General features: G+C 62.2%; 11 protein-coding genes. 7 read left to right on the forward strand and 4 right to left on the reverse strand.

Translation table 11 applies throughout. The annotated features are described in order from the left end of the window. Positions 1-163 precede the first annotated feature (163 nt). Together NHH88_29560 and NHH88_29565 are read right to left on the reverse strand one after the other, a co-directional pair. Positions 164-502, reverse strand: coding sequence for a P-II family nitrogen regulator (locus NHH88_29560; protein USX13748.1), 339 nt, complete (start codon positions 500-502; stop codon positions 164-166). 11 nt (positions 503-513) lie between these two features. Then, positions 514-1,266, reverse strand: a complete 753-nt coding sequence (locus NHH88_29565) for a TorF family putative porin (GenBank protein USX13749.1) — start codon at positions 1,264-1,266, stop codon at positions 514-516. A 288-nt stretch (positions 1,267-1,554) separates the two neighbouring features. Here NHH88_29565 and NHH88_29570 point away from each other — a divergent pair, with 288 nt between their 5' ends. Then, a complete protein-coding gene (locus NHH88_29570) occupies positions 1,555-1,815 on the forward strand; it encodes an accessory factor UbiK family protein (GenBank protein ID USX13750.1) in 261 nt (86 codons plus the stop codon). A gap of 169 nt (positions 1,816-1,984) precedes the next feature. Here the strand turns inward: NHH88_29570 and NHH88_29575 are convergent, their stop codons facing one another. Both NHH88_29575 and NHH88_29580 read right to left on the reverse strand, forming a co-directional pair. Then, entirely contained in the window at positions 1,985-3,421 is a 1,437-nt protein-coding gene (locus tag NHH88_29575) for a hypothetical protein (protein USX13751.1), read from the reverse strand. A 136-nt stretch (positions 3,422-3,557) separates the two neighbouring features. Then, a complete protein-coding gene (locus NHH88_29580; protein USX13752.1) occupies positions 3,558-5,210 on the reverse strand; it encodes a glycoside hydrolase 43 family protein in 1,653 nt (550 codons plus the stop codon). Positions 5,211-5,365: 155 nt separating this feature from the next. Between NHH88_29580 and kduI the strand changes: the two genes are divergently transcribed. The 6 genes from kduI to NHH88_29610 all read left to right on the forward strand — a co-directional run bounded on the left by kduI (position 5,366) and on the right by NHH88_29610 (position 12,647). After that, complete coding sequence (gene kduI, locus NHH88_29585) at positions 5,366-6,214, forward strand: 5-dehydro-4-deoxy-D-glucuronate isomerase (protein USX13753.1); 849 nt, start codon at positions 5,366-5,368, stop codon at positions 6,212-6,214. Between the two features lie 9 nt (positions 6,215-6,223). Continuing rightward, on the forward strand, positions 6,224-6,979 hold the full coding sequence (gene kduD / locus NHH88_29590; protein ID USX13754.1) for a 2-dehydro-3-deoxy-D-gluconate 5-dehydrogenase KduD: 756 nt from the start codon (positions 6,224-6,226) through the stop codon (positions 6,977-6,979). Further along, positions 6,976-8,055 carry a hypothetical protein gene (locus tag NHH88_29595; GenBank protein ID USX13755.1) on the forward strand — a complete coding sequence of 360 codons (1,080 nt, stop codon included), beginning with the start codon at positions 6,976-6,978 and terminating at the stop codon, positions 8,053-8,055. The genes kduD and NHH88_29595 overlap by 4 nt, the downstream gene beginning before the upstream one ends. A gap of 13 nt (positions 8,056-8,068) precedes the next feature. Continuing rightward, a complete protein-coding gene (locus NHH88_29600) occupies positions 8,069-9,283 on the forward strand; it encodes an AGE family epimerase/isomerase (GenBank protein USX13756.1) in 1,215 nt (404 codons plus the stop codon). Positions 9,284-9,476: 193 nt separating this feature from the next. Then, positions 9,477-11,360 carry a glycoside hydrolase family 97 protein gene (locus NHH88_29605; protein USX13757.1) on the forward strand — a complete coding sequence of 628 codons (1,884 nt, stop codon included), beginning with the start codon at positions 9,477-9,479 and terminating at the stop codon, positions 11,358-11,360. Positions 11,361-11,372: 12 nt separating this feature from the next. Continuing rightward, the gene (locus NHH88_29610) at positions 11,373-12,647 is read left to right on the forward strand and encodes an oligosaccharide MFS transporter (protein ID USX13758.1); all 1,275 of its coding nucleotides are present in this window, start codon (positions 11,373-11,375) and stop codon (positions 12,645-12,647) included. Positions 12,648-12,659: the final 12 nt, after the last annotated feature.

Below are 12,659 nucleotides of genomic sequence, written 5' to 3' on the forward strand. Positions count from 1 at the left end.
GCCGGAGCGGCCGGCGCTTCAGGTGCGGCGGCGGCGGGCGCGGTGGCGGCGGCAGGCGCATCAGCCGGTTTGGCCTCCTGGGCGTGGACCGGCGCGGCGAGTGCGAACAGGATGGAAACCCCAGCGAGCAATGTTGTTATAGTTTTCTTCATCAATCTTCCCCTTAAAGAGCTTCGTGGCCGGTTTCACCGGTACGAATACGGATCACCTGTTCCAGGTTGTACACAAAGATCTTGCCGTCACCGATTTTGCCGGTGCGGGCAGCGCCTTCGATCGCTTCGATCGCCTGTTCGACGATGGCATCGTCCACCGCCGCCTCGATCTTGGTCTTCGGCAGGAAGTCCACGACGTACTCGGCACCGCGATACAGCTCGGTGTGGCCTTTCTGGCGACCGAAGCCTTTCACCTCGGTCACGGTGATGCCTTGCACGTTGATCGCCGACAAGGCCTCGCGGACCTCGTCGAGCTTGAACGGCTTGATAATGGCGGTAATCATTTTCATGCTGGCCTCGCTTAGAAGGTTTTGGAAATGGTAAGCACAGCCCCGGTTTTGCCGAGGTTTTTACCGCGTCCGACGTAGGTGTCCGTATTGGTAAAGACCGCCGCCAATGCCACCGTCGCTACGCCGAAATCTTTGGTGAAGCCCACTTTGTAATCGCTGTAGCTGGACGCGCTGTTGTTCTTGACCTTCTGATGGCCGGCGTGCAGGTTCAGGATGTAGCCGTCGTAGACGTCCTGGTTGAACTGGGCATCGACGTAGCCGCTGTTTTTACTGTCGGCAAAGCCGAACAGGTTGGTCGTCGAGTGCGAATATTTGAGCGAGAACGGGCCGGTGCCGACTTGCGCGTACAGCTCGAAGGTGTTGGCGCTCGGGGTCAGGCCGTTCGACGGGTAGATGTAGTACAGGCCACCGACGTCGTAGGTGAAATCCTTGGTGATCTCGCCGCGCTTGCCGGCGTAGACATCGACTTCGATATTGGCATCGCCGCCACCGTCCTTGACCCACTTGATGGAGGAGGCCCAGGTACCGACATACAGACCGGTCGGATTGTTGACGTAATCCACGCCGCCTTGCAGCGCTGGATTCAGACGGGTTTGCGATATGCCGCGATAGCGGTAGTCGCTGGTAACAGCAATGTTGTAGCTGATTTGGTTGTCTGGTACGGCTGCGGCTGCGGGTTGCGCGTCCTGGGCCTGCGCCGAGGCGCTCATGGTGGCGAATGCGATGGTCAATGCTGCGATCAGAGTCAGGTTCGTGCTTTTCATAATTTTGTCCTTGTAGTTATCGAACTTAGTCACAGATAGGGAATACGGTTACGGGTAAAATCCTTTTGAGGCAAAGCAGTGAGCGGCATTCATTTACCTCTTTAGCAGAATGCGTGCCAGCTAATGTTGCTCGGTAGATAGCCGCCGTAGCATCCGCGACAACGGACGTACTCCGACGAAAGTGAGAATTTGAAAGTGTCGAACGCAAGAGTCTTTGGTTTTGCACCACAATGACGCATGTCTGCACTTTTATAGTGCATACATAACCCCATCAGATCAAGGAATATTATGGATATGAACACTTTTTTTAACGACTTGCAAAACAAGATCAGTCAAGCCGTCCAAAACTCACCAGCAAAGGACATTGAGAAGAACGTCAAGTCCATGATGACGCAGGGATTCTCCAAATTGGACCTGGTGACGCGCGAGGAATTTGATGTTCAAACGCAAGTTTTAGCGAAAACCCGCGCGAAGCTGGAAACGCTGGAAACGCGTCTGGCGGAACTGGAAGCGAAAGCGGCGGCGCCTAAAAGCGATATCATCATCTAAGATGGTCGGAGGTCGCGGCGTTGCCATAGTGACACGTAGGGCGGATTAGGCGGAACGCCGTAATCGGCCATGCATGCATCGTCAGCGACGCATGCATGCATGGCCGATTACGCTTCGCTAATCCGCCCTACGTATTTCCCAGGTATTTTGATTGCCTGTCCGGCTAGGACTATTTGTATGTCACGCCTTCGACGAACTTGCCGATGTCGAGCACGTTCGCTTCGGCGCCCTTGATCTTGCGGCCGCCGACCGTCACGTTGTCGATGGTGATGTTCTTGACCTTGCGCGTCTCGTCATAGCCGTAGATCGCCGACGCGCTGGGGGAGCCGTTGCCGGAAAAATGAATGTTGCGCAACGTGACATTCTCGATGCCCCGCCCCGGGCTCGTATTGTATTTTGGCGTGAAGGCGATGTGCAGGTTGAACAGCTTGCCCTCTTCGATGCGCTCCACCCTGATATCTTCAAACACCACATCCCGCACCAGGTTGTCGTCGGCCGCCATAATGCCGATCGCGCCCTCGTATTCGGGGTCGTCCTCGTCGTGATCCAGAATGTCGATATTGCTGAAGCGGATGCGCTCCAGCACCTCCGGCTCCGGATGTACGGGCGACGGCGTGTTGCCGTGGATGCCGATCATCACCGCGTGCGCGATGTCGGCCCAGAGGGTCGAGTCCTTGACGACGATGTCGCGCGTGTTGCCCCAGATATCCCAGCGGTGGTTATATAAGGTGATGCAGTCGTCGGACGTGCGGATGAAGCTGTCGGCAACCGTCACCCGCTCGCAAGCGAAGTGGCCCAGTCCGTCCGACCACTTGCCGCCGCCAATGGTGCGGATGTTGCGCTCCTCGATATCCTGCGAGGTGATGCAGCGCATCGTCCCGTGTATCTGGTTGAAGAAGATCGGACCGTCGATCACCACGTTCTTCGAATCCTTGATCGTCAGCATATCGACGCTGTCGAACAGACCGTCGCTGATGACCTTCACGTTTTGCACGCCGTTGATGATCAGCGGGCGCTTCAGCATGGCCGAGCCGTCGATGTACACCGTGGTGTTGGAGCGCAGGTTGAAGTCGCCATCGTGCACGCCTGGGCCGAAGTACACCACCGGCTGGGTAAAGTCCGGCGTTTCGCCCTTGCCGATCGCCTCGTTGGGCTTGCGGGCTGGCGGCTTGGGCATGTCCTTGCGGATCGCGTGCGTGAACAGGTGCAGGTTGTGCAGGCGGTCGTCGTCGAATTCGATGCTGAGGTTGGCGGGACGGTTCAGCGTGAAGAAGGCGGTCTGGCCTTTGATGACCGGTTTGATGCCTTTGGCGTCCGGACGGATCGCCACGCTGGAGAAGCGGCCGTTGTTCTTTTGTACCGCGACTTCCACCGGGCCGTCGAAGTTGAAGTAGACCATCGAGGCGGTGCTTTGCGTATCGAGGTCCACTTTGACTTTGTATTCGTACAGGTCCTGCCAGACGCCGCCGGGGGTACGCACGCGTACCGTGAAGTCGTCGCTGTGGTGCGAGTACCTGATCTGCTCGGGGAATGGGAATACCTGCACCTGCGCCGAGGACGACGCACACCACAGCAAAGCCGCCGCCGTCAGTATCTTTTTGAACACGCTAGTCTCCTGATTTTATTTTCATGTTATCGATAACTTTAACACAGCCATGGTATCACGTAGGGCGGATTAGCGCAGCGTAATCGGCCATGGATGCGTCTCGTTGACGCATGCATGGCCGATTACGGCGTTCCGCCTAATCCGCCCTACGTGGAACACGTGTGACTCCCGTGACGCGGAAATAGTCGACGTCCATGTACGATGGCTTCTTTCCCGCCGCCGGCCAGCGCGTGCTGACCAGGCCGACCTGCGCGCCCACCCAGCGTCCCACGGTCGCCTGGAACGGCTTGCCTGCCGGCGTGAACTGTATGCCGTCGAGGCTATACGAAAACTTCACCATCGCGCCATCGCCAACCTCGGCGCGCAGATACACCGGCTCGCGGCCCACGTTGCGCAACGGTTCGACGCGCTCCTTGCACGTCAGCGCCGGCTCCTCGCAGGTGGACAACACCAGCTTTGTCACCCCATCGCTCTGGCGCAAACCCAGCCACGCATACCGGATCCCCAGCACCAGCAATCCGGCCCGCTGAAGATCGGTCCCGCGCGCCTCGATCTTTGTATCGACCGTGAAGACAGGCGCGGGGAACTTCTGCGTCAACACCGACGGCACCTCGCGCGCGCTGCCCTCCTCCGGCGCGGCCAAGGCCGGCAGCCGTAGGAAGCCCGGCCGCGCCTTCAGCGAATACCAGCCGCCTGCCGCGTTCGGCGCCGGATTGGCATTCCACTGCCACTGCAAGCCAAGCGCCCCAGCGCCAAACTCGTCCCCGGTCGGCGGCACCAGGATGCCGCGATCCTTGCCGGCCGGCTTGGCGTGGGTCAGCACCGGCTCGCCGACGCCGGTGTTGTCCTTGTCCACGCCGATCACCGGCCAGCCGTCGCGCCATTGCATCAGCTGCAAAAGAACGACCCGCCCGTACGCACCCTTGTCCTGGAAATGATAAAACCAGTCGCGCCCGTCCACCCCATCCACCCACGCGCCCTGGTGCGGCCCGTTGATCGTGGAGGTACCCTGCGCCATGACGATCTTGTCCTCGTACGGCCCCTCGATATTGCGGGACCTGAACACGGATTGCCAGCCGTGCTCGACGCCGCCGGCCGGCGCGAAGATGTAGTAGTAGCCATCCTTCTTGTGCAGCTTCGGACCTTCGACCGTGTGATAGCCCGGCAATTTTCCGCCGTCGATGATGTCCCTGCCGCGCTCGTCGAGCAGCTTGCGGGCGTCCGCGTCCATGCTGCGCAAGGTCAAAATGTTGTTGATGCCGGAGCGGCTCTTGGCCCAGCCGTGCACCAGCCAGGCTTTGCCGTCGTCATCCCACAGCGGCGCTGGATCGATGATGCCTTTACCGGCCAGCAGCAGATGCGGCGCGCTCCAGGGGCCGGCGAAGTTTTGCGCCGTCATCACATAGACGCCGAAATCCGGGTCCGGATAGAAAATCCAGAATTTGCCGGCATGGTGGCGCAGCGACGGCGCCCAGACGCCCTTGCCCGGCTGCGGCTTGGCGAACACATCCTCCGGCACCAGCTTCGGCAGCGCGTGGCCCACCAGCTCCCAGTTGACCATGTCGGACGATTGCAGCAGCGGCAGCCCGGGCGCGTTGCTGAAGCTCGACGACGTCATATAGAACATCTGCCCGACGCGGATCGCGTCCGGGTCGGAATAGTCGGCGTACAGGATGGGGTTTTGATACTGGCCGTTGCCCAGGTCGGCGACCCACGGCTGGCTGGACGGCGGCTGCGCGGCGGCCGAGGCGGCACACAGGCTCAAAAACAGGGCGACAGCGGTTTTCAACAGACCACTCCTCACGAATCACTCTTCAAGTTGATCAGGCCGGATCCCAAAAAACCACGATCCCCGGCTTCCTGTGCGTTGCTTTTCAAACGGGTATGCCATTATACTTGTTATCGATAACAGATATCAGTAGAATTCATTGCCAGGAGACCCAGATGTACGAAAAAATATTTCATGCCACTCATCCGGACATGATGACGCAAGTTAGCAATGAACAGTTACGCGAGCGCTATTTAATCAGCAACCTGTTCGTCAGCGACCGGATCAAGCTCAATTACTGCCACCACGAGCGGTTCGTGATCGGCGGCGCCGCGCCCGTCGCCGAGGCGATCAAGCTGCCGACGCACACGGAGCCGGTCTCCGCGCTGGGCCAGCCCTTCCTGTCGCGCCGCGAGCTGGGCGTGATCAACGTCGCCGGCGGCGCCGGCCGCATCACCGTCGACGGCCAAACCTTCGACATGGCGCCGCTCGACGGCCTGTATATCCCGATGGGCAGCAACGATGTCAGCTTCGAATCGGTCGATGCGGCCAATCCGGCGCGCTTCTACCTAGCCTCGACGCCGGCCCACGCCCGCCACGAACTGACCAAGATCACGCACGCCCAGGCCGTTCCGCTGGAGCGCGGCAGCGCCGAGACATCGAACGCCCGCACCATTTATCAGTACGTGATTCCCGGCGTGTGCAAGTCGGCGCAACTGCTGCTCGGCTTGACGATACTGAAGACCGGCAGCGTCTGGAACACGATGCCGCCGCACCTGCACGACCGCCGCTCGGAGGTCTATTTCTACTTCAACCTCGACGAGCAGCAGCGCATCTTCCACTTCATGGGGGAGCCGGATTCGGCGCGCCACATCATCGTCGCCAACGAAGAAGCGGTGGTCTCGCCGCCGTGGTCGATCCACATGGGTTCTGGCACGGCCAACTACGCCTTCATCTGGGCCATGGGCGGCGAAAACCTCGACTACACCGACATGAACGTGCTCGATATCTGTCAGCTGAAATAAGGAGCATCGATGTCCGAACTGTTTAACTTGACCGGCCGCACGGCGCTCGTCACCGGCGCCAACACCGGACTCGGCCAGGCGATCGCGATCGCGCTGGCAGGCGCCGGCGCCGACATCGTCGCCGCCGGCCGCAGCCCCGCCGACGACACCGCCGCGCAAGTCCAGGCGCTGGGCCGCCGCTTTCTGTTCGTGCGCGCCGATTTCGGCTCCACCGAGCCGGTGCAGCGCGTGGTGGAGGAGGCGATCGCCTTCAACGGCCAGCTGGATATCCTGGTCAATAACGCCGGCACCATCCACCGCGCCGACAGTCTCGACGTCACCGAGGAAAACTGGGATGCGGTCATGAACACCAATCTGCGCACCGTCTTCTTCCTGTCGCAGGCGGTGGCCAGGCACATGGCGACGCGCCACGGCGGCAAGATCATCAACGTCGCCTCGCTGCTGTCGTTCCAGGGCGGCATCCGCGTGCCGGCCTACGCCGCCAGCAAGAGCGCGCTGGCCGGACTGACGCGCGCGCTGGCCAACGAATGGGCGACCAAGGGCATCAACGTCAACGCGCTGGCGCCGGGCTACTTCGAAACCAACAACACCACCGCGCTGCGCGAGGACGCCCAGCGCTCCGAGGCGATACTGGCGCGCATCCCGGCCGGACGCTGGGGCAAGCCGGACGACCTGGCCGGCGCGGCGATGTTCCTGGCCGGCCGCGCCAGCGACTATGTGCACGGCATCACCCTGCCGGTGGACGGCGGATGGCTGGCGCGATGAACGATACGAACCGCATGAGTGAACGGGCTGAAAAAGAAACGCGCCGCGCGTGGCAACTGGCGTGGGACTTCGGCCGCGCCGAGGTGCAGGCCCTGGGCGGCATGCTCGGCCCGGTGAGCCTGCGGCTCGACGACGAGCGCGAGCTCGACATCATGCACGTGGCGCCATGGGCCAGCACCACCGGCGCCGCCGCCCTGCCCGGCCTGCTGCGGCGCATGCGCGGCGAATGGCCGTGCGTGCCCTTCGGCCGCACCGACGATCCCGGCGCCCTGCCGTCCGGCTGGCTGCGCACCATAGACAATGACAGAGCCAGCGGCGACGAGTGGATGCACGGCTACGCCGCCAACCACCACTGGCACTGCATTGAGGCCACGCCGCACCGCGTGCACCTGGCGATCGACTACCCGGCCGGCAGCGCAATCGCTCGCGTCGAACGGGTGATCGCGGTCGATCCGCGCGCCGCCGCGCTCGATATCAGCCTGGGCATCTGGTCGCGCCGCCCATCGCGCATACCGGTCGGCCTGCATCCGACCTTCCGCATTCCGCCCACGCCGGGACGGGTGAAGGTGGTGCTCGGCGAGCACGCCGGCATCCACAGCTATCCGACCGCCGCGCCCGGCGCCGTGTCGCGCCTGGTGCCCGACACGCGCTCCGGTTCGCTGTCGGCCATGGCCGGCGTCGATGGCGCACTCGATCTGGCGCAATTGCCGCTGATGATGCCGACCGAGGAGCTGATGCAGGTGAGCACCCTGGCGGCCACGGACGGGGCGCCGCCGTTCGCGCTGCACTACCTCGATTACGACGCCTGCGTCGGCATGTGGTGGGACACCGTGCAATTGCCGGACCTGATGCTGTGGATCAGCAACGGCGGCCGCATCAATTACCCGTGGATGAGCCGCCATCTGGCGATCGGCGCCGAGCCGGTCAACAGCCTGTTCGACCTGGGCCGCGTCGCCCGCGCGCCGGCCGGCCATCCGCTGGAAGACAGGCTCGGCGTCGCGCTGCGGCCGGAAGAACCGTGGCACACGCGCTACCGCATCGCCGCCTGGCCCAACGCCACGCCCCCCACCCGCTAAGGAGAACCGGACCATGCATCCCGACTTTCGCTCGCGCGACATGCTGCTGTCGCACATTGCGCACACCATGCGGTTCTACCACCCGCGCTGCATCGACCCGAGCGGTGGATTCTTCCACTTCTTCCTGGACGACGGCACCGTCTACGACCACCACACGCGGCACCTGGTCAGCAGCACGCGTTTCGTCTTCAACTACGCCAAAGCCTACCGCCAGTTCCGCGACCCGGCCTATCTGGAAGCGGTACACCACGGGGTCGCCTTCCTGCGCAACGTGCACCGCAACGCGCGCACCGGCGGCTACGCGTGGCAGTTGTCGTGGCGCGACGGCAAGAAGCAGGTCACCGACGGCGACAACCATTGCTACGGCCTGGCGTTCGTGCTGCTGGCGTACTCGCAGGCGCTGGCGGCCGGCATCACGGAGGCGCGTGTCTATATGAAGGAGACGTTCGATCTGATGGAGAAGCGCTTCTGGCAGCCCGAACACGGGCTGTACGCCGACCAGGCCAGCGCCGACTGGCGCGTGCTCGATCCGTATCGCGGGCAGAACGCCAATATGCATGCTTGCGAGGCGCTGATCGCCTCCTTCGAGGCGTCGGGCGAGACGCATTATCTGCAGCGCGCCGTCACCCTGGCGCGCAATATCACGATGCGCCAGGCCGGGCTGGCCGGCGGCATGATTTGGGAACACTATCAGGCCGACTGGTCGGTGGACTGGCACTACAACCGCCACGACAAGAGCAACATCTTCCGTCCGTGGGGTTACCAGCCGGGGCATCTGACCGAATGGGCCAAGCTGCTGTTGCAGCTGGAGCGGCATCCGGTGGCGCTCGACGGCGAGGTTGAGTGGATGGCGCCACGCGCCGCGCAATTGTTCGACATTGCGCTGGGCAAGGCGTGGGATGCGGAGCATGGGGGGATTTTCTATGGCTTCGGGCCTGCGGACGAGATTTGCGATGGCGACAAGTATTTCTGGGTGCAGGCCGAGAGTTTCGCGGCGGCGGCCATGCTGGCCGAGCGAACCGGCGATCCGAGGTATTGGGATTGGTACGACAAGATCTGGGCGTATAGCTGGGAGCACTTTGTCGACCACGAACATGGCGCGTGGTACCGGGTGCTGGGTCCATCGAACGCCAAGCTCAGTAATCAGAAGAGCCCGGCCGGGAAGGTGGATTACCACACGATGGGCGCATGTTATGAGGTGCTCAATCTGATCGCAAGCGAGCCCTGACAGTCTACAATCGATCCATAAGACAACTATAAACGAGACAAGAATGAATACACTGGCCCACACAAGCCACGCGTTACTACGGAGACACGTAGGGCGGATTAGGCGGAACGCCGTAATCGGCCATCTTCGAACCGTCGGCGACGCATGCATTGGCGGATTACGCTGCGCTAATCCGCCCTACGTGTCTCCGCGCATGATCTTGGTTCTGCTGCTTGCGGTTGCTGCGCAGAGCCACGCGGCGGAGCAACAGCATCTGGCCACCGTGCAGTCGCCCGATAAGAACCTGCAGTACATCTTCTATCAAACCACGGCAGCCACCGGCGAGCGGCAGCTGTATTACCGCGTCAACTACAAACACAAGCCCGTCATCCTCGATTCGCTGCTGGACCTGCAACTGGACAACCACCTGTCCGAAAGCTCGATGGCGCTCAAAATCGACCGCCACAAAAAATGGTTCGACAACCTGGCCATCACCGGCAACAGCACCACCACCCACGCCGCCACCTGGAAACCCCTGCACGGCGAACAAGCCGAGATTCCGGACAACTACAACCAGCTGACCGTGAACATGGTCAAGGACGACAATCCCGACTACACGATGAAGCTGGAAGTGCGCGCCTACAACGAGGGCGCCGCCTTCCGCTTCGTGTTCCCGGAAAACCCCAAAGGCAGCTACTACCGCGTCACGCAGGAAAACACCGAGTTCACCCTGCCGGTGGAAACCAAAGCCTGGTTTGCCGGTTGGGCGCAGGCGCCGTACAAAAAGCTGGAACTGGCCAACTGGCCCGACGAAGCCGAACGCCCGCTGACGCTTGAAGTGCTCGGCGGCATCCACGTCGCCCTGCTCGAAGCGCAAATGGTCGACTACTCGCGCACCAAGTTCAAACTGAGCAAGACCAAGCCGAACACCATCGTCACCGCGATGCACGACCCGGCCGACCTGATCTCGCCGTTCGCCACGCCATGGCGCGGCATCATGATCGCAGAATCTGCCGGCGCGCTGGTCGACAACAACCATTTCATCCTCAACCTCAACCCGCCGTCGAAGATCGCCAAGCCGGACTGGATCAAGCCCGGCAAGATCATGCGCGTGATGACGCAGACCACCGCCGCCGCCAAGGCCAACATCGACTTCGCCGTCAAGCACAAGCTGCAATACGTGCTGTTCGACTGGAAATGGTACGGCCCCGCCTTCTCCTTCGATTCCGACGCGACCAAGGTGGCGATACCGGACTTCGACCTGCCGGCGATCATCAAATACGGCAAGGACCGGGGCGTCGGCATCTGGCTCTACGTCAACCAGCAAGCGCTGCTGACGCAGTCGGATACGCTGTTCAAGACCTACAAGGACTGGGGCGTCAAAGGCGTGAAATTCGGGTTCGCCCAGGTCGGCTCACACCGCTGGTCCACCTGGGTCAACAAGGCCATCCAGCAGGCGGCTGATGCCCAGATCATGGTCAACATCCATGACGATTGGCGCCCCACCGGCGAACAGCGCACCTGGCCCAACCTGCTGACTTCCGAAGGCGTGCGCGGCAACGAGGAAATGCCCGACGCGACGCATAACACGGTGCTGCCGTTCACCCGCTATCTGGCCGGTGCGGCCGACTACACGATCTGCTATTTCGATCCGCGCATCAAAACCACGCATGCGCATCAGCTGGCGCTGGCGGCGATCTACTACAGCCCCTTGCAGACCTTGTACTGGTACGACCGGCCCGAAAAGGAAAACAACGAGCCGGAGCTGGAATTCTGGGACAAGATTCCGGTGAGCTGGGACCAGAGCAAGGTTATCTCGGGCAAGCCGGGAGAATCCGTCACGGTCGCGCGCCGCAGCGGCGCCGACTGGTTCATCGGCGCCATCACCAACAACGATGCGCGCAACGTCAGCATTCCATTGAACTTCCTGGAAAAGGGCAAGAAGTACCAGGCCACCCTCTATGCAGATGACGCAGCCGCACCGACAACGACCAAGGTCGGCATCGAGCGGCGCGCGGTCGATGCCTCCAGCGTTATCGAGGCCAAGCTGTCGGCCTCGGGTGGCGTCGCCATCTGGATCACCCCGGCCCAGCCATAACAGGAACCCGTCATGACCCAAACCCAATCGCATTTCCGGTTCCTGAGCGTCTTCGTCTTTGTGTACTTCTTTGCGCAGGCGATGAGCATCTCGCTGCTGACCCTGTGGCTGCGCAACACGCTGAAGTTGTCCGGCACCGAGGCCGGCGTGGTGTTCGCCGCCAACTTCGTCGCCGCGATGTGCTCGCAGCCGATCTACGGCTTCATCTCCGACAAGGTGGGCATGCGCAAGCACATCCTGTGGACCGTCAGCGCGCTGTGCACAATGTGCGGCCTGTTCTTCATGTTCGTCTACGCGCCGCTGCTCAAGGCCAACCTGCTGCTGGGCGCGGCCATCGGCGGCCTTTACCTGGGCGTGACCTTCATCGCCGGCAGCTACGCGATCGAATCGTATGTCGACCGCATCGGCCGCCGCTACGGCTTCGAATACAGCCGCGTGCGCCTGTGCGGCTCGCTCGGCTTCGCCAGCGCCGCGATGATGACCGGCCACCTGTTCAACATCAATCCCGGCATCAACTTCTTCATCGCCTCCGGCGCCGGGCTGTTGATGATTATCATGCTGCTGGTGTGGCGCACCGAGACCGACACCGGCACCGTCACCGAAGCGAACAAGGTCAAGCTGGCCGACGCGCTCGGCCTGCTGCGCGATCCCAAGTTCTGGCGCTTCATGGTGTTCATCCTGGGTGTGACGAATCTGTATCTGGTGTTCGACCAGCAATTCCCCAGCTACTTCGCCTCGCTGTTCCCGACGCCGCAAATGGGCGCGGCCATGTTCGGCTATCTCAACTCCGCGCAGATCTTCATCGAGGCGGGCGGCCTGTTCCTGTCGCCGATCCTGGTCAAGCGCATCGGCGCCAAGAACGGGCTGATGCTGGCCGGCGCCATCATGATGCTGCGCATCGGCGGCTCCAGCTTCGCCGTCGGGCCGGTGTCGATTTCGGTGCTGAAGATGCTGCACTCGGTCGAGTTGCCGATACTGGTGGTATCGGTTTTCCGCTACATCGCCCACCACTTCGACACGCGGCTGGCCTCCACCCTGTACATGGTCGGCGTCAGCTTCGGCCACTCGCTGGGGCTGGCGATCCTGTCGCCGATGGTCGGCAAGAGCTACGACCTGATCGGCTTCCCTTCGACTTATCTGGTGCTGGCGGGACTGGGACTGGTGTTCTTGGTGCTGTCGGCCTTCGCGCTGGAACCGACGCCGGCCGAAACGCCGCGCCGCAGCGCCAGCAAGCCCCAGGCTGACCGCGACGCGGACGCCGTCGAGCCACTGCAAAAGACTCTGTGATCATCAAGGAAA

It is taken from the genome of Oxalobacteraceae bacterium OTU3CAMAD1 (assembly GCA_024123915.1).
In the GTDB taxonomy this organism is placed as follows: domain Bacteria; phylum Pseudomonadota; class Gammaproteobacteria; order Burkholderiales; family Burkholderiaceae_D; genus Rugamonas.

Excerpts from the sequence above, each read along its gene's own strand:
- NHH88_29560 (USX13748.1), bottom strand. The coding sequence starts at position 502 with ATGAAAATGATTACCGCCATTATCAAGCCGTTCAAGCTCGACGAGGTC.
- NHH88_29565 (USX13749.1), bottom strand. The coding sequence starts at position 1,266 with ATGAAAAGCACGAACCTGACTCTGATCGCAGCATTGACCATCGCATTC.
- NHH88_29570 (USX13750.1), top strand. The coding sequence starts at position 1,555 with ATGGATATGAACACTTTTTTTAACGACTTGCAAAACAAGATCAGTCAA.
- kduI (USX13753.1), top strand. The coding sequence starts at position 5,366 with ATGTACGAAAAAATATTTCATGCCACTCATCCGGACATGATGACGCAA.
- kduD (USX13754.1), top strand. The coding sequence starts at position 6,224 with ATGTCCGAACTGTTTAACTTGACCGGCCGCACGGCGCTCGTCACCGGC.
- NHH88_29595 (USX13755.1), top strand. The coding sequence starts at position 6,976 with ATGAACGATACGAACCGCATGAGTGAACGGGCTGAAAAAGAAACGCGC.
- NHH88_29600 (USX13756.1), top strand. The coding sequence starts at position 8,069 with ATGCATCCCGACTTTCGCTCGCGCGACATGCTGCTGTCGCACATTGCG.
- NHH88_29605 (USX13757.1), top strand. The coding sequence starts at position 9,477 with ATGATCTTGGTTCTGCTGCTTGCGGTTGCTGCGCAGAGCCACGCGGCG.
- NHH88_29610 (USX13758.1), top strand. The coding sequence starts at position 11,373 with ATGACCCAAACCCAATCGCATTTCCGGTTCCTGAGCGTCTTCGTCTTT.